The organism is Uniformispora flossi (assembly GCF_049534875.1).
Classification (GTDB): Bacteria; Actinomycetota; Actinomycetes; order Streptomycetales; family Streptomycetaceae; genus Yinghuangia; species Yinghuangia aomiensis.
In genome coordinates, this window is sequence record NZ_JBMULZ010000001.1 from 645,170 (window position 1) to 660,348 (window position 15,179).

General features: G+C 71.3%; 14 protein-coding genes. 9 read left to right on the forward strand and 5 right to left on the reverse strand.

Features of this window, described 5'->3' with window-relative positions; genetic code table 11:
• Positions 1-105 precede the first annotated feature (105 nt).
• The 4 genes from ACPA54_RS02870 to ACPA54_RS02885 all read right to left on the reverse strand — a co-directional run bounded on the left by ACPA54_RS02870 (position 106) and on the right by ACPA54_RS02885 (position 3,277).
• Positions 106-426, reverse strand: a complete 321-nt coding sequence (locus tag ACPA54_RS02870; RefSeq protein ID WP_423526408.1) for a CBS domain-containing protein — start codon at positions 424-426, stop codon at positions 106-108.
• 52 nt (positions 427-478) lie between these two features.
• Entirely contained in the window at positions 479-2,011 is a 1,533-nt protein-coding gene (locus ACPA54_RS02875) for a DEAD/DEAH box helicase (protein WP_423526410.1), read from the reverse strand.
• Between the two features lie 304 nt (positions 2,012-2,315).
• On the reverse strand, positions 2,316-2,519 hold the full coding sequence (locus ACPA54_RS02880) for a cold-shock protein (protein WP_423526412.1): 204 nt from the start codon (positions 2,517-2,519) through the stop codon (positions 2,316-2,318).
• 332 nt (positions 2,520-2,851) lie between these two features.
• Positions 2,852-3,277, reverse strand: a complete 426-nt coding sequence (locus tag ACPA54_RS02885) for a CBS domain-containing protein (protein ID WP_423526414.1) — start codon at positions 3,275-3,277, stop codon at positions 2,852-2,854.
• A 250-nt stretch (positions 3,278-3,527) separates the two neighbouring features.
• On the opposite strand from ACPA54_RS02885, the gene ACPA54_RS02890 reads away from it, so the two are divergent.
• Complete coding sequence (locus ACPA54_RS02890) at positions 3,528-3,980, forward strand: DUF5994 family protein (protein ID WP_423526416.1); 453 nt, start codon at positions 3,528-3,530, stop codon at positions 3,978-3,980.
• A gap of 244 nt (positions 3,981-4,224) precedes the next feature.
• Here ACPA54_RS02890 and ACPA54_RS02895 read toward each other — a convergent pair whose 3' ends face one another.
• A complete protein-coding gene (locus ACPA54_RS02895) occupies positions 4,225-5,025 on the reverse strand; it encodes an IclR family transcriptional regulator (RefSeq protein ID WP_423526418.1) in 801 nt (266 codons plus the stop codon).
• A gap of 585 nt (positions 5,026-5,610) precedes the next feature.
• Between ACPA54_RS02895 and ACPA54_RS02900 the strand changes: the two genes are divergently transcribed.
• The 8 genes from ACPA54_RS02900 to ACPA54_RS02935 all read left to right on the forward strand — a co-directional run bounded on the left by ACPA54_RS02900 (position 5,611) and on the right by ACPA54_RS02935 (position 15,123).
• A complete protein-coding gene (locus tag ACPA54_RS02900) occupies positions 5,611-6,915 on the forward strand; it encodes an LLM class flavin-dependent oxidoreductase (protein ID WP_423526420.1) in 1,305 nt (434 codons plus the stop codon).
• Positions 6,916-7,131: 216 nt separating this feature from the next.
• Positions 7,132-8,727 (forward strand): ABC transporter substrate-binding protein, encoded by a 1,596-nt coding sequence (locus tag ACPA54_RS02905; protein ID WP_423526422.1) that lies wholly within the window; start codon positions 7,132-7,134, stop codon positions 8,725-8,727.
• Complete coding sequence (locus ACPA54_RS02910) at positions 8,724-9,758, forward strand: ABC transporter permease (protein WP_423526424.1); 1,035 nt, start codon at positions 8,724-8,726, stop codon at positions 9,756-9,758. Before ACPA54_RS02905 ends, ACPA54_RS02910 begins: the two co-directional genes overlap by 4 nt.
• Complete coding sequence (locus tag ACPA54_RS02915) at positions 9,755-10,789, forward strand: ABC transporter permease (protein WP_423526426.1); 1,035 nt, start codon at positions 9,755-9,757, stop codon at positions 10,787-10,789. The genes ACPA54_RS02910 and ACPA54_RS02915 overlap by 4 nt, the downstream gene beginning before the upstream one ends.
• Positions 10,786-12,696, forward strand: a complete 1,911-nt coding sequence (locus ACPA54_RS02920) for a dipeptide ABC transporter ATP-binding protein (RefSeq protein ID WP_423526428.1) — start codon at positions 10,786-10,788, stop codon at positions 12,694-12,696. Before ACPA54_RS02915 ends, ACPA54_RS02920 begins: the two co-directional genes overlap by 4 nt.
• A 1,111-nt stretch (positions 12,697-13,807) precedes the next feature.
• Positions 13,808-14,515: a glycoside hydrolase domain-containing protein gene (locus ACPA54_RS02925; RefSeq protein WP_423526430.1), complete on the forward strand. Its 708-nt coding sequence runs from the start codon at positions 13,808-13,810 to the stop codon at positions 14,513-14,515.
• Positions 14,516-14,574: 59 nt separating this feature from the next.
• Positions 14,575-14,775, forward strand: coding sequence for a hypothetical protein (locus tag ACPA54_RS02930; RefSeq protein ID WP_423526432.1), 201 nt, complete (start codon positions 14,575-14,577; stop codon positions 14,773-14,775).
• The gene (locus tag ACPA54_RS02935; protein ID WP_423526434.1) at positions 14,776-15,123 is read left to right on the forward strand and encodes a hypothetical protein; all 348 of its coding nucleotides are present in this window, start codon (positions 14,776-14,778) and stop codon (positions 15,121-15,123) included.
• Positions 15,124-15,179: the final 56 nt, after the last annotated feature.

Consider the following 15,179-nt stretch of genomic DNA (forward strand, 5'->3'; position numbering starts at 1 on the left):
CTCGCAGAAGGTCGAAGGGAGCCGAAGAGCGGGGGCAGAGGACGGGGACGCCTGGTGGCCGCCACCCCTTCGGCGTGAAGTGACGTATGCAGGCGACCGGAGGTGTCAGACCGCGAGTTCCCCGCCACGCGTCGCCGTCACGGCCATGGCAAGAGCTTGGTCCGCGTCGATGACGTCCCGGAGGCGGACGACGTCCGTGTACGACGGGCTGTCGCGTACGGCGGCCAGTTGGGCCTGGGTGACCAGGCCCGTGCACTGGTCGTCTTCATCGCAGAGGAACAGATGCTCGGCTCGGGCGCCGGACATCACGGCCAGGGCCACCTCGACGGTCATGTCGACGCCGACCCGCGGTCCGGACGCGTATGGGGTGTCGACAAGGACGGCACGGGCGTGGTCCGCCGCGGGACGCGTCTGAATCGGTGTCAATGGGGCCTCCACGAGGACAGACGGCAGGGAGGGCGCTTCGGTCGCCAAGGTGTCAGGCCGCCGCGTCGGAGGCGGACGGCCAAGAAGACGCGCGGCGCGGGGCCCGGCCGGTGTCCCGGCCCTGCGCGGGACGGCTCCGTCGGCCTCGGTGAGGGGAAGAAGCGCCCCGGGTCCGTTCACGGGGAGTGCGGTCCGCGGCAGGTGCGGAGATGGTGACCGGGATGCCCGAGGGCGCCTGTGCGCCCGTGATGCGACTCAGTTCCGCATCGCCGGAGCGTACCTGGGTGGTCTGCGCGGTCACACCCGCGGCTGCCATCAGTCGGATCATGCTGCGGCGCTGGTCGGGCGTGACAAGGGTGACGACGCTGCCGGACTCGCCGGCGCGGGCCGTGCGGCCGCCGCGGTGGAGGTAGTCCTTGTGGTCGGTGGGCGGGTCGACGTTCACGACCAGGTCGAGGTTGTCGACGTGGATTCCGCGCGCGGCGACGTTGGTGGCCACCAGCACCGTCACGTGACCGGACTTGAACTGGGCGAGCGTGCGCGTGCGTTGCGGTTGGGACTTGCCCCCGTGCAGTGCCGCGGCACGTACCCCGCTCGCCAGCAGGTGCCGGGTCAGGCGGTCGACGGCGTGCTTGGTGTCCAGGAACATGATCACCCGGCCGTCGCGTGCCGCGATTTCCGTGGCGGCCTGGTGCTTTTCCGCGTCGCGAACGTGGAGCACATGGTGTTCCATCGTGGTGACGGCGCCTGCCGAGGGGTCGACGGAGTGCACGACGGGGTCGGTCAGGTAGCGGCGCACCAGCCGGTCGACGTTGCGGTCCAGCGTGGCCGAGAACAGCATCCGCTGTCCGTCCGGCCGCACCTGGTCCAGCAGCTCGGTGACCTGCGGCATGAATCCCATGTCGGTCATCTGGTCGGCCTCGTCGAGGACCGTGATGCCGACGCGGTCCAGGCGGCAGTAGCCCCGGTCGATGAGGTCCTTGAGCCGGCCCGGAGTCGCGACGAGGACCTCCGCCCCGGCGCGAAGTGCGTTGCCCTGCTTGCCGATCGGCATGCCGCCGACCACCGTGGCGAGGCGCAGCTGCACGGCGCGGGCGTACGGAGTGAGCGCTTCGGTGACCTGCTGGGCCAGCTCGCGCGTCGGGACCAGGATCAGCGCCAGCGGCTGCCGCGGCTCGGCGCGCTCTCCGGCTGTACGGGCCAGCATGGCGAGGCCGAAGGCGAGGGTCTTGCCCGAGCCGGTGCGGCCGCGGCCGAGAACATCCCGCCCCGCAAGGGAGTTGGGTAGGGTCGCCGCCTGGATCGGGAACGGCTCGGTCACGCCCTGGCGGCCGAGCGCCGTCAGCAGCGGCGCCGGCATGGCGAGGTCGGCGAACGCCGCCACTGCGGGCAGTGCCGGGGTGACCGTCTCGGGCAGCGCGAACTCGCTCCGCGGTGCGGACGGTCGGCGTCCGTTGCCCCCCGAACGGTTCGGGCCGCCGGATCGGCCGGAAGGGGCGGCCCCAAAGCGGTTGCCGCGCTGTCCGGCGCCCGTACGGCCGGTTCGGGTGCGGGCGAAGGGATCGTTCGTGCGTGTGCGGTTCATGCGGAACCTTCCTTGATGCGGCGCGCGCCAAGGAATTCCCGCGGCAGGCCATGCCGTACGGAGAATTGCAGGAACGAGCCGAGAGAATTTCGCCGGAAGCCGGGCCGGCGTGAAGGTCGGCCGACGGATCCGGAAAATCGGAACGAGGGAGCGGCCGGGGCGGATGCGGCCAGGGCAGGCGCCTCGGCAACTCGAGAACGGCGGGAGCGGACCCAAAGGCGAGGCCCCGGGTGTGGCCGAACGGAAGCGCAGCCGGGGCCCGCACCCTCAGGTGCGGGCCCCAGCTGGGAAGTACGTGCGCGCGTCAGGCGGAAACGATGTTCTCGGCCGTCGGGCCCTTCTGGCCCTGCGCGATGTCGAAGGTCACCTTCTGGCCTTCCTGAAGCTCACGGAAGCCCTGGGCGGCGATGTTCGAGAAGTGGGCGAAGACGTCAGGTCCGCCGCCGTCCTGCGCGATGAAACCGAAGCCCTTTTCCGCGTTGAACCACTTCACTGTACCGGCAGCCATGTCAAATCTCCTTCAAGGGGCACGGACCAGAGCCCGAACTTCACGGACTCCGCGTCGCCGCGATGATCGCCCCTACCTTCAAAAGCGCTTCCCGGCGGGTGAAAACACGGCGGGGGCACTCGGGGATTCCGGGAACCACAACTGCAACTAAGAAAGACACTAGCACGCTGTGACGAAATTCTTGAAACAGGTGAACTCGTTTGGCCTGTCGAGAAAGAAAACCTCGCTGCGGATCGCGGCAATTTCTCACTCCGCGGCAACAGATTATCCTCCGTCAAGCACGTTCCGATGGGTCTGAACAAGCCCGGTCGTCGGCCCGTCCGGATGGGTGCTCAGGGGCTTACCGGTTGCCTGCGGGCGTGCATGGCATCGGCAACAGCGCCGGGTGTCAGGACGCCGAGGACGCGGCCTTGGTCGTCGGTGACGGGCCAGACGGTGTGGTGTTTCGCGCGCATGGAAGCGGCGGCCAACGCGAGGGGCAGGTCAGGCCACGCGAAGGGGCCGCGCTGGTGGTGGGTGTCGCGAACGGGGGTGCGTTCGCTGTACCAGTTGCGGGCCAGGAACGCGGCGAGGCTTGCACGGGTGAGGACGCCCTCGCAGCGGCCGTCCTCGTCCACCACGATCAGGTGGGGAATGTCGGGGCGCGCGGCGAACAGGTCGTTCGCTTCGTCTACGGTGGTGTGCTCGCCGATGCTGGGACCGCACGGTTGCAGGACGTCGGCGGCGGTGTGAGAGGCCGGTGGGGCAATGGGCACCATGGCGAGGACTCTTTGCTCCAGACGCGGATACGGCCCGTCTGGTGGCCGGTCCAAGACGAAGCCGACTTGACCATCGGCATGCGAAGTACCCTGGGTGATAGCTCACTCTACGCGGATTCGCCGAAGCAACGAGTAGCGTGGGGAACGGCAGTAGCGTGGGGAACGGCCCGCAGACCCGGATCCTGCCGTTGAAGCTCGATGAAGCCCGAATGGTTCCCCCGCGGTGCGGCCCGGAACGGAGGATGGTGTCATGCCCGAGCCGATGGCCGCCGGAGCGGACCGTCCTGGAAGGACGGCTTCGTCGGTGCGGTTGCCGCGGCTGGCGTTGGAGGTCCCGTCGACGGGGCGCGGGATGTTCGACGGGGCATGGTGGCCGCGTTCGGACGACGCCACCGGGGAACTCCCGGATCTGGTCGCGGCGATCAGCGCGCACGCCGGGCGTGTGGTGCGCGTGGGGATCCACCGGCCGCACTGGCGCCGGATCCCGCACACGGTGCTGATCAGCGGAAACCTCCCCGTCCGGGTCAGTCCGGTCTCGACCACAGCCCACACCGTGGTGCTGACCCGCAGCCTGCGCGATCAGATCCTGCTGCTCGTCGTGCCACCCGACACCGAAACCGACGTGGCCCTTGCGGCGATGGCGACCGCGGCCACCGCCGACAGCCGGACCAGCGCCGCGGACCTCCTCCAGGCACCCCGCTAGCTCGCCAAAGCCTTCGCTGGTCCGGTCTCGCCCGGTACGGGCCACCGGTGCGGGCACGGCGTTGTCCTCAGCCCCGGCGAGAGAGCAAAAGGGCAGCTTTGACGGTCATTCCCATCCCGGCCTGCGTCGGGGTCACGGAGTGGGCGAGGCGGGGTGACGTGCTGCAGGCCGTACCCGCCGCCCGAGCACGGCACGAAAGCGATTGTGTGTGCGACGCGCGGCCGTCCGACGCCGCGGGCGGCCATCAGAGCGGACGTTGGTGGTGCCGGAGTGGTCGGCGGTGCGGCGGGAGCAGAAGAACTTCCAGCGCGTCGGCGCAGGTACGGGTGTGGGCGAAGAACCACGGGAGCAGGTCCTCGCTCATCACGGCCGGCGTCGACCGCACGGCGAGGGCGGCGTGCGCGGTGCCGGTGCGGTCGAGAACGGGGGCGGCCAGGGTGCGCACGTGTTCGGCGGACTCGCCGTCGTTGACCGCGTACCCGACGGCTCGGACGGTCCGCAGTTCGGCGCGCAGCGCGTCGGCGTCGGTGATCGTACGCGCTGTCACCGGCGCCAGGGGCAGGAGCTCGGCCACCGGATCGTCGCCGGCGTCGGGGCCCGCCCACGCGAGCAGGACCTTGCCGAGGGCTGTCGAGTGCAGCGGCCGGCGAAGGCCCAGTCCGGTTCCGGGTTGGACGGAGCGGCCCACCAGGATGAGCGCGTGGTGCCCGCTGCGGATCGCCAGATCGGCGGTGGCGGAGGTGCGTCGGCTCAGTTGTTCCAGTTCCGGCGCGGCGTGGTGGAGTCCGCGTTGGTGGAAGGCGAGTTGTCCGAGCTCGGCGACGGCCGGGCCGAGCCGGTAGCGGGCGGTCACCGGCTCCTGGTCGAGGAAGCCGGCCGCGACGAGCGTGCGTGCCAGGCGGTGCGCGGTGGACACGGACAGGCCGGTCAGGCGGGCCAGGTCGGACGCGCTCAGGTCGTCGGCCCCGTTCTCGCGGAAGCAGTCGAGGATGCCGAGGGCGCGCCGCACCGCCTGCGCGCCGGCGGGGGCGGGTGGCGAAGCCATCGCGGGTTCGCTCCTGAGTCGGGAGGTGCGTGCGGGCGCGGAGCCACATCGGTGGCTCGGCCGCAGGATCTCACGTTGCGGTAACCACCCGTCCACTGCACGGCGTGGATTTAAAGGGCACGCAACATCTTCTCCCACATCATGGGACGAGTTGCCGGATCGGGTGGGCCGTGCCAGCCTCTTCGCACGGCGCCGCCCGAGAGCGCCGTTCCGGGTCCGGAACGCCGGACATTCGCGCGACGAGAGCAGGAGGATGCCGTGCCGACGACGAGCCGCCACCCCTGTGTCCTACTGACGTCGCGCCGCTACATCGACCTCGTGCTGGTCGCCGGCTCGTGTTGTCGCTGACCGACTGACGACGCCCCCTCGATTCCGTCCCGCCGAGACGTGGCCCCTGCGTGCCCGTGTCGTGCGGACGGTGGTCCCGTGTAGCGGGTGCCCGCGTCCCACGGTGTCGTGGCGCCGCGTATCCGGCCTGCGCCCCCTCGGTCCCCCGCGCCCCGACGCCGCAGCCACCGCCACCGCCACCGCCAAGGCCCGCCGTTCCCTTCCTTCCTTCGCTTCGCTGCCGAAAGGTGACGCACCATGCCCGACCAGCGGGTCAAGATCCTGTGGTACCTGACCGCTCCCGACGGCCCCTACCCGTGGGAAGCCGCCGGACGCTGGGAGACCGGCTTCGACCACATGCGACAGCTCGCCGTGGCGATCGATCGCCTGGGTTTCCACGGCGCCCTCCTCGGCACGAGCAGTGACGACGGGTTGACCACCGCTGCGGCGTTGGCCGCGGAAACGCGGACGATGCGCTTCCTGACGGCCGTCTACCCCGGTTTGGTGGCGCCCGCCAAACTCGCCCAGATCGCCCGGACCATCGACCGCGTCAGCGGCGAACGCCTGCTGTTCAACGTCGTCAACGGCAACGACCCGGGCATGGCCGGCTACGGCCTGCACCTCGACCACGACACGCGCTACGACTTCAGCGCCGAGTACTGGGACGCCTTCCAGCATGTGTATCAGGGCGAACTCGGCTCATATCGGGGGAAGTTCACCAACATCGCGGCGCGCCGCAACGACGACGGGCCGCTGTCCGCGTGGCGTCACACCTTCCCGGGGGGCAAGCGCGCCGAATTGTGGGGCGCCGGCACGTCTCCGGCCGGAGTCGCCCACGCGGTGAATCTGTTCGACGTGTATCTCAGCTTCGCGGACACGCCGCAGCGACTGGGCGAGAAGTTCCGACACGTGGGCGCCGAGGCCGCCAAGCTCGGCCGTACGCTGCGTTTCGGCACTCGGCTCCAGGTCGTCGTGCGCGAGACGGACGAAGAAGCATGGGACGCCGCGGCGAGGCTGCTGGCACGCACCGGCGTGGACACCGCACGTGCGCTCACGGCACGCCAGTTTCCCCCCGGACAGGACGTGGAATCGTACGAGCCCGCGCCCGACGCGGACCCGAAGGTCATCCGCCGTCTCGCGGCTCTGCGCGCCGGGCGCCTGCCCGATGTCCGCGACTTGGAGATCTACCCCAACGTGTGGGCCGGACCGAGCATGTTCGGCTTCGACGTCGTCCGGCCCGGCGCGGGCCTCTACCTGGTCGGCAGCGCGGAAAACGTGGCGGCACGCATCCGCGAGTACCGCGTGCACGGGACCGAGGCGTTCATCCTGTCCGGATTCCCGCTGATCACCGAGGCCCAGCGGGTCGCCGACCTTCTGTTCCCGCTGCTCGACCTCGACCACGGTTTCGACGTCCCCGTGCTGGGCGAAGCCTCGCGCGGCGCGGCGTGGGACGCGGGCGGCAAGGGCGCGGTCGGAGCGGCGTCCGCCGCGCACCGTCCCGCCCCGGCGGTCGGTGACGGTGTGTCCGCCGACACCGGACTCACGCTGCCGGTCGTCGTCTGACGTGCGCTCCGCCGCGCCCCGCCCGCGTGAATAGCGGGCGGTCGGCGCACTGCCGGAGCGACGGCGTCGGCGTTCGGAGCACCCAAGGACGCGCCCCTGCGGGCCCTCCGCCGCGCTCGCCCCGCCACCCGAATCCCACCCCCATCGTGCCGAGATCGCGTCCGCATCCTGCCCGGACGCGTCACGCGCCCCGTGTCCCGAACCTGGAGTCCCACCGTGAGCCACCCCGATCCCTCTTCGTCACGTCATCCTTCCCGCCGCAGATTCCTGGGCGGTGCCGCGGTCGGCGCCGGCGTGCTGCTCGGCGGCGGACTCCTCGCCGCGTGCGGCGGCTCCGACGGCGCCGCGGCTCGGCCCGCCGCCGGAGGTGCCTCCGGATCACCGGTGCGCGGCGGTCGGATTCGGCTCGGCGTCATCGACGGCAACCAGAGCGGCGATCTGGACGCGCACAAGCCGATCGGCAACGGCTCGATCATCCGCGGTTTCGCGTTGTACGCGAAACCTTGGGAGTGGAGCGCCGAGATGGAACCGGCCTTCGCTTTGGCCGAGTTCGCCGAGATCAGCCCGGACGCGACGACCTGGACCGTCCGGCTCAGGCAAGGTCTGGAATTCCACCACGGCAAGACCGTCACCGCCGACGATTTCGTGTTCTCCGCGCGGCGCCTGACCGACCCCGGGCTCGCGTCGCCGTACGCCGGTTTGTTGTCGTACGTGGACCGCGAACGGATCGAGAAGCTGGACGACCGCACGGTCCGCTTCCACTTCAAGAACGGCATGGGTTTCGTGCCGTTCCCCGAGAACTTCACGAACTTCGGCGGCATCGTGCCGGTCGACTACGACCCCCGCAACCCCGTCGGCGCCGGACCGTACAAGTTGAAGGAGTTCACTCCGGGACGGCGTTCGCTGTTCACCCGGTTCGAGAACTACTTCAAGGACGGGCATCCGTACGCCGACGAACTGGAGATCATCGACTTCAAGGACGAGCAGTCCCGTATCGCCGCCCTCCAGGCCGGGCAGATCGACCTCGCGAACGGCATCGCCGCCGACCAGCTCCGGCTGCTGCGCGGCGACGGCCGAGTGGGGACCGTCGTGTCGCAGACCAACGGCTGGCAGAGCTTCGACCTCAACCTGACCAAGGCTCCGTTCACCGACGAGCGGGTCCGCACCGCGTTCCGGCTCCTGGTGGATCGTCAGGAACTGGTGGACCGGGCGTTGTCCGGCCAGGGACGCGTCGGCAACGACCTCTACTCGCCGCACGATCCGACGTTCGACAAGACGCTGCCGCAGCGCACGCACGATGTGGAGCGGGCGCGGCAACTCCTGCGCGACGCGGGCGCCGGCGACCTCACCCTCGACCTCGTCACGGGCCCCGATCCGACCGGCGAGGCCGCCGCCCTGGTGTTCGCCACGCAGGCGAAGCAGGCAGGGGTCACGATCAACGTCAAGAAGGTCGACTCGGCGACGTTCAACGGCCCCCAGCGCACCGACTGGACGATCAGCACCAACAAACTGCTCGCCGAGTCGTTCCTCGTCAGTGGCCTGCATCTGGACGCGCCCGGGTCGAACAACAACAAGACGCACTTCTCCGACCCGCGCTTCACGGAGCTGTTCTCGCGGGCACTGTCCGAGCCGGACACGGCCAAGCGAGCCCCGCTGGTCGCCGAGATGCAGAAAATCCAGTACGACAAGGGGGGCCTGGTCATCTGGGGCTTCGTGGACAACATCGACGCGGTCGCCAAGCGTGTCGGCGGTGTCGCCGCGGAGCACACCCAGTTCTCGACGTGGCGCTTCGAGAAACTCTGGGTGTCGTGAGCGACGTCGTCCACCCGAACCGCGCGGCCGGCGAAGACCGCGCGCAGGCGTCGGGGCGCCGGAACTCTCCCGGCTGGCCCTCGTGGCTGGTGCGCCGTGTGCTGTCGGGAGCCCTGGCCGTCACGGCGGTGTCGGTCGTGGTGTTCGCCGCCACCCAGGCCTTGCCGTCCGATCCCGCACGTACCGTCCTGGGCCCGGAAGCGCCGCAGTCGTCCGTGGACGAACTGCGCCGACAACTCGGCCTGGACCGCCCTCTCCCCGCACAGTACTGGTCGTGGCTGGGCGGAGTTCTGCGCGGCGACCCGGGCACGTCGCTCGATTCGCATGTGCCGGTCGGCCACATCGTCTCCGAACGCCTGGGCAACACACTCGCGTTGGTGGCGTGCGCGACGGTGGTGTCCACGCTTCTCGCACTGCTGCTGGGCACGCTTGCCGCGGTGTACCGGGACCGGCTCGTCGATCGCGTCGTCACGTCCGCGGCGGTCGCGGCGCAGGCGCTCCCCGCGTTCGTCACCGCCGTCATCCTCGTCATCGTGTTCTCCACCACGGTGTTCCACGCGCTGCCCGCCGCGTCGCTGATCGAACCCGGCCGGTCGCCGTGGGACCGACCCGACTATCTGGTACTGCCGGCCACGGCTCTCGTGCTGTCCGTCACGCCGTACCTGCTGCGCCAGGTGCGGGCCGCGGTCGCCGAGGCACTGAACTCGGACTACGTCGCGGCGGCCCGGCTGCGCGGGGTGCCCGAGGCACGACTGCTCGTCCGGCACGCGCTCCCGAACTCCCTGGTGTCGCTGGTGCAGGCGACCGCGCTCACGTCCAGCGTGCTGCTCGGCGGGTCGCTGGTGGTCGAGGCCGCCTTCACCTACCCGGGGTTGGGCGGCGCGCTCAACGGGGCGGTGCAGGTGCGTGACGTGCCCGTGGTGCAGGCGGTGGTGCTCGTGGTGGCGGCCGGGGTGGTCGCGGTGAACCTGCTCGCCGATCTGGCGACGGTGCTCCTGACGCCCGCGCTGCGAACCGGGGCGGCGTCGTGAGCGCGGTGGACGTGTCGCGGGCGAAACCGGCGGAATCCGGCGCCGCGGCGGGGCCGACCCGGCGCGACGGCGGACTGCTCGCCGCCGTGGCGCGTGACGCTCAGGTCCGCGTCGGCGGCGTCGTCACGCTGTTGGTCGTGCTTGTCGCGTTCGTCGGGCCGGTCGTCGCCCCGCACGCCGCCGACGCGCTCGTCGGAGCGACGTACGAGGGACCGCGGGCCGGCGCACCGCTGGGCACCGACTACCTCGGCCACGACGTCCTCTCGCGCGCCCTCTCCGGCGGGCGCTCGGTGGTCCTGATGACGATGAGCGCGGCGGCGCTCGCGCTCGTCGCCGGGACGACCTTGGGCGTCGCCGCCGCGTTCGCCGCCGGGTTCGGGCCCGGCCGACGCGGACGGGCCCTCGACCGCGTCCTCGTGTGGACGGCGGATGTGCTGCTGGCCTTCCCGAATGTGGTGATGGTGCTTCTCGTGGTCGCGATGTTCGGCCGCGAACGGTGGCTGATGGTGGCGATCGTGGCCCTGACGCTGCTTCCGGGCACCCTGCGCCTCGCACGGGCGTCCGCGATCGGCGTCATCCACCAGGAGTTCGTGCAGGCCGCGCGGCTGATCGGCTATCCCAAGCGGGAATTGGTGGCGCGGGAAGTACTGCCGAACATCGCCGCGCCCCTCCTGGTGCACTTCGGGACGATGCTGACCTGGGCGGTCGAACTGCTCGCCGGCATGGCCTTCCTCGGATACGGCGTCACCGCGCCGGCCGCCGACTGGGGCCTGATGATCAACGAGAACCGCGGCGGGCTCCGGCTTCAGCCGTGGGGCGTCGTGGTGCCCGTCCTGCTCGTGGCGGCGTTCGCGCTCGGCACCAACGCGATGGCGGAGGGTGCGGCACGCGCCACGGGTGACGGCACCGGGGCGCGCCGTGCCGGGCGTCGGCGCACGTGGCGTCGTCCGGGCACGGGGCGGACCGGGGCGGGGAATCCGAGCGGGACAACGAACACCGTGAAGGCGAACCGAAGGGAGCGCGCGGCGTGAGCGTGCCGACGAACCGTCACGAGTCGGCCACGCGTGACGGCACTCCGCCGATCCCGCCGGTGGTCTCGGTGTCCGGATTGCGCGTGGTATTCGACACCGGGTCCGCCGCCTCCGCGAGCGGGACGGGGACCGACATCGTGTCCGACGTGGCGTTCGACGTCGCGGCCGGAACGATCCTCGCCATCGTCGGCGAGACCGGCTCGGGCAAGACCACCGCCGCGACCGCGCTGCTCGGCCACGCCCGGCGCGGCGCACGCATCGCCGCAGGTCGTGTCACGGTGGACGGCCTCGACGTCACCACCGCGTCGTCCTCCGCGTTGCGCGCGCTGCGCGGGGGCCGCGCGGCGTACGTACCGCAGGACCCCGCGACGGCGCTCAACCCCGCTCGGCGCGTGCACGCTCACCTCGACGAAGTGCTCCGCGTCCACGAACCGGGACTGTCGCGCCCCGAACGCCTCGAACGCGTCGAGTCCGTCCTGACCGAAGCCGGTCTGCCGGGCGGCGACCCCGCGTTCCGACGCCGCTTCCCCCACCAACTCTCCGGAGGACAACAACAACGCGTGCTCCTGGCACTGGCGTTCGTGCTGCGGCCCAAGGTCGTGGTGCTCGACGAACCCACGACCGCGCTGGACGTCACCACCCAGGCGCGGGTGCTGGCGACCGTCCGCGAGTTGTGCCGCACCCACGACACCGCGGCTGTGTACGTGTCGCACGATCTGGCCGTGGTGCGGTCGTTGGCCGACCGGGTCGCCGTGATGTACGCCGGGCGCGTCGTGGAGGAAGCGGCCACCGCCGACCTGTTCGCGGCACCTCGACACCCGTACACGCTCGGGCTGCTCGCCGCCGCGCCGGACGTGGCGCGGCACGGTCGCCCGACCCCGATTCCCGGGCACGCCCCCGCGCCCGGGGAACGGCCGCCCGGATGCGCGTTCGCGCCCCGATGCCCCGCCGCGACGGCGGTGTGCCGCGCCGAGCGGCCCGAGTCCGTGCCGACCGGGTCGGGAGGAACCGTGGCCTGCCACCATCCGGTGGACGGGGAAACCGCGTTCACCGGCCTGTCGGCCGCGGGGTACGCGTCGTCGGCCGTCGGATTTCCCGAGGGCCGTGCCGGCGTAACCGACGAGCCGGTGCTGCACGCCCGGGACGTGCACGTCGCCTACGGCGACGCCGCCGTCCTGCGCGGAGTTTCGCTGACGCTGCGGCCCGGTGCCTGCACGGCGCTGGTGGGCGAGTCGGGAGCGGGCAAGACGACGCTCGCCCGGGTCCTCGCCGGTCTCGACGTGCCGGGTCGAGGGGACTTGTCGGTGCGCGGCGCGAGCGTGCCGTGGCCGGTGGAATCCCGCGACGCGGACGTGCGGCGCGACGTGCAGTACGTGTTCCAGAACCCCTACCGCGCGCTGAATCCGCGCCTGACGGTGCGTCGGACACTGGGCGCGGTCGTGCGGCACTATTTCGGCACCGACCGCGCCGAAACCGAGCGCCGCGTTCTGGCGGCCCTCGAACGCGTGGCACTGCCCCCACGCACCGCCGACGCCCGACCCCGCGATCTGTCCGGCGGCGAGCGCCAACGCGTCGCCGTCGCCCGGGCGCTCCTGGCCGAACCCGCGGTGCTGATCTGTGACGAGATCACTTCCGCACTGGATGTGTCCGTGCAGGCCGGCGTCCTCGACGTGCTCGCGCGGCTGCGCGCCGACGGGCTCGCGACGTTGTTCGTCACCCACGACCTGGGCGTAGTGCGCGCGATCGCCGACGACGTGGTGGTGCTCCACCACGGACACGTCGTCGAACGAGGTCCCGTGGACACCGTCCTGGACACCCCCCGGGAGGACTACACCCGCACCCTCGTCGCCGCCGCACCGCGCCTCGCGGCCACGCCGGCCCGCCCCGTGGAACGGGTTTCCCCCTGACCGGGGCCGGACTGCCCATCGCCACCGGCGGCAATGGGGCCCAGACCGCCGGCAAGCTCACCCACTACGGCGCGGATGGGGACAGCCCCCGCCGGCCCTGGCCTGCGGCCCCCGCGCGCGGGGGCCCGGGGCCCGACCCCCCTGTTGGTTGGGGGGGGCACGGCCTCACCCCACGCAGACAGCGGCACCTCGCGCCAACTCTCCATGGCGAGATACCCCCGCTTCAGCCACTGCGGCCGGGGGACACAACCGTCTGATCACCCGATCGCCACTAAAAAATTCGTTGGCGTCAGACCGCCGAGCAACGAACAAGCCGGCCGGACAGCCTGACTTCCGGCCCGGCTCGGTGTGAAGGCGCCGCGAACGCCCCGAGCGGGGCGGCGGTCTTCCGCCTGGCCCGAGACCGCATCCTCCACCCCATCAGCCCGGCAACGCGACCTGGCCGGGAACGGATTCAAGCCCGCGGTCCTCCGAGTCCCGCCATCCGCGGGACCGGGTCCCGCCCCGCACCTCACAACACCATCAGGGCAGCCGCCCGCGCCCCACCGCGGCGTCGCCGTGCAACCTGCCCGGTGAGTAAAGGCCACCACCACCCGGCCCGGCATGTCACCGCGATGCTCCTGGACCCGCTCGACACGGAGGGACGCCGATCCGTGCCAGGCCGACGGCAGCGAACTGATCAATAGGTGATATTCATATCGCTATTCGCACTCCGCTTCGGCGGATACTTCCCCGTGAGGAATCCGTGACCAACGGCCCCGTCAAAGCGCCCCACAGCGCCACGTTGTCCGCAGCCTGTCTGATCCTGGTGGGCGGGCTCGCGCTCAGCTCGTGCGCGAAGCCGGGAGACGAGGCTCGCGGCACGACGGTTACGGAAGCGGCCGGCGCAGCATCCGCAGCGGCGGCCCCCGCGGCGGAGCCCGGGGCTCCCTCGGCGTCGGCCACCGCGTCCGCGTCCGTGTCCGCGTCACCGTCCGGCTCGCCCTCTGCCTCACTATCGGCGTCGGCCTCTGCGTCACCTGGCGCTTCGGCTCCGTCGGCGGCCGCGCCGGGAGCCCCCAAGGCCCCGGAAGCACCAGGCAGCGCGCCCGCAGGCACCTCGAACGGGAACGTGTTCACCGGCCTGGCCTTCGACACCTGCACCGCACCCCCGCTCGCCACCATGAACGCCTGGCGCGGCACCTCCCCCTACGGCGCCATCGCCGTCTACGTCGGCGGCAAGAACCGCGGCTGCGCACAGCCGCAACTGACCGCCTCCTGGGTGAGCGCGGTCAGCAGCTCCGGCTGGAAACTGATCCCGCTGTACGTCGGCGCGCAACCGCCGTGCCAGACCGGCTCCAGCCCCGAGAAGATCACCGCCGCCACCGCCGTGTCCCTCGGCGCCGCGGACGGCGCCGACGCGGTCGCCAAGGCCTCGGCCCTGGGCATGCGCACCGGCAGCACCCTCTACCTCGACATGGAGGCGTACAACACTGCCGACGCCTCCTGCGCCGCCGCGGTGCTCGCCTACACCCAATCCTTCAACCGCGCCGTCAAAGCCCGCTCCTACCGGCCCGGCTTCTACGGCTTCGCCTCCTCCAGCGCCGCGGACATCGCCAAGGCGACCGCCCAGGGAGCCGCCGACATGCCCGACGCACTCTGGTACGCCAAGTACGACGGCGCCGCCGACACCACCGGCAGCTTCCCCTACGCCCAAGGCCTGTTCACCGGCCACCGCCGAGCCCACCAATACCAAGTCAACTCACGCGAGACCTACGGCGGAGCCACCCTCACCGTCGACCGCAACGCCTGGGACGCCCCCGTCGCCGCCACCGGCTGACGACCGATCACCCGGAGAAACCAACGCCAGGGTAGGCCTTTGAGGTCACCCGTGCGGCGGTGAACCGGCTACGCGAGGTTCTGCGCCAAGGCCCATACCGCTGCAGCAATCGCCGCGATGCCGCAGCACCGGTCGCAGCGCTCGCGGACCCCGATCGCGGCTTTGATGCCATCGTCATCGGGTCAAGCGAACGCGCCTTCTACGGAAAACAGTTCGCCACCATGGCACCGCTGTTCGCGCCCCACGGCATATCCGTGTGATTGCCCGAACCCGGCGGCGAGGTCAACCCACTCACACAGCGGATCGCCGCCTACTGGCTCCGCGAACGCCACGTCCGCCGGCCAACCTCCACGAACCCACATCTGGTGGTCTCCTCGCAGACCGCTCTCGACCCCGAGGGTCCGCAGATCAGCCGTGTCTCCGCACGACGCGGCTCCACCGAACTCGGCCTGACCATGACGGACGTCCGCCAAGACCGCATCCGCGACGAAGCCGCTTTCACCGCGGACCCGCTCCACCTCATGCGGCTGTTCGGCATCAGCAGCAGCACCGCCATGCGCTACATCACCGCCGCACACCCCGAACGAACAGCCAAGGCTCCCCATTAGCGGCAACGGCGCAACCACAACACAGGCCCGGGGGCTTGAGTGGTACCCGGGAAGGT

Excerpts from the sequence above, each read along its gene's own strand:
- ACPA54_RS02875 (WP_423526410.1), bottom strand. The coding sequence starts at position 2,011 with ATGAACCGCACACGCACGAACGATCCCTTCGCCCGCACCCGAACCGGC.
- ACPA54_RS02880 (WP_423526412.1), bottom strand. The coding sequence starts at position 2,519 with ATGGCTGCCGGTACAGTGAAGTGGTTCAACGCGGAAAAGGGCTTCGGT.
- ACPA54_RS02885 (WP_423526414.1), bottom strand. The coding sequence starts at position 3,277 with ATGGTGCCCATTGCCCCACCGGCCTCTCACACCGCCGCCGACGTCCTG.
- ACPA54_RS02890 (WP_423526416.1), top strand. The coding sequence starts at position 3,528 with ATGCCCGAGCCGATGGCCGCCGGAGCGGACCGTCCTGGAAGGACGGCT.
- ACPA54_RS02895 (WP_423526418.1), bottom strand. The coding sequence starts at position 5,025 with ATGGCTTCGCCACCCGCCCCCGCCGGCGCGCAGGCGGTGCGGCGCGCC.
- ACPA54_RS02900 (WP_423526420.1), top strand. The coding sequence starts at position 5,611 with ATGCCCGACCAGCGGGTCAAGATCCTGTGGTACCTGACCGCTCCCGAC.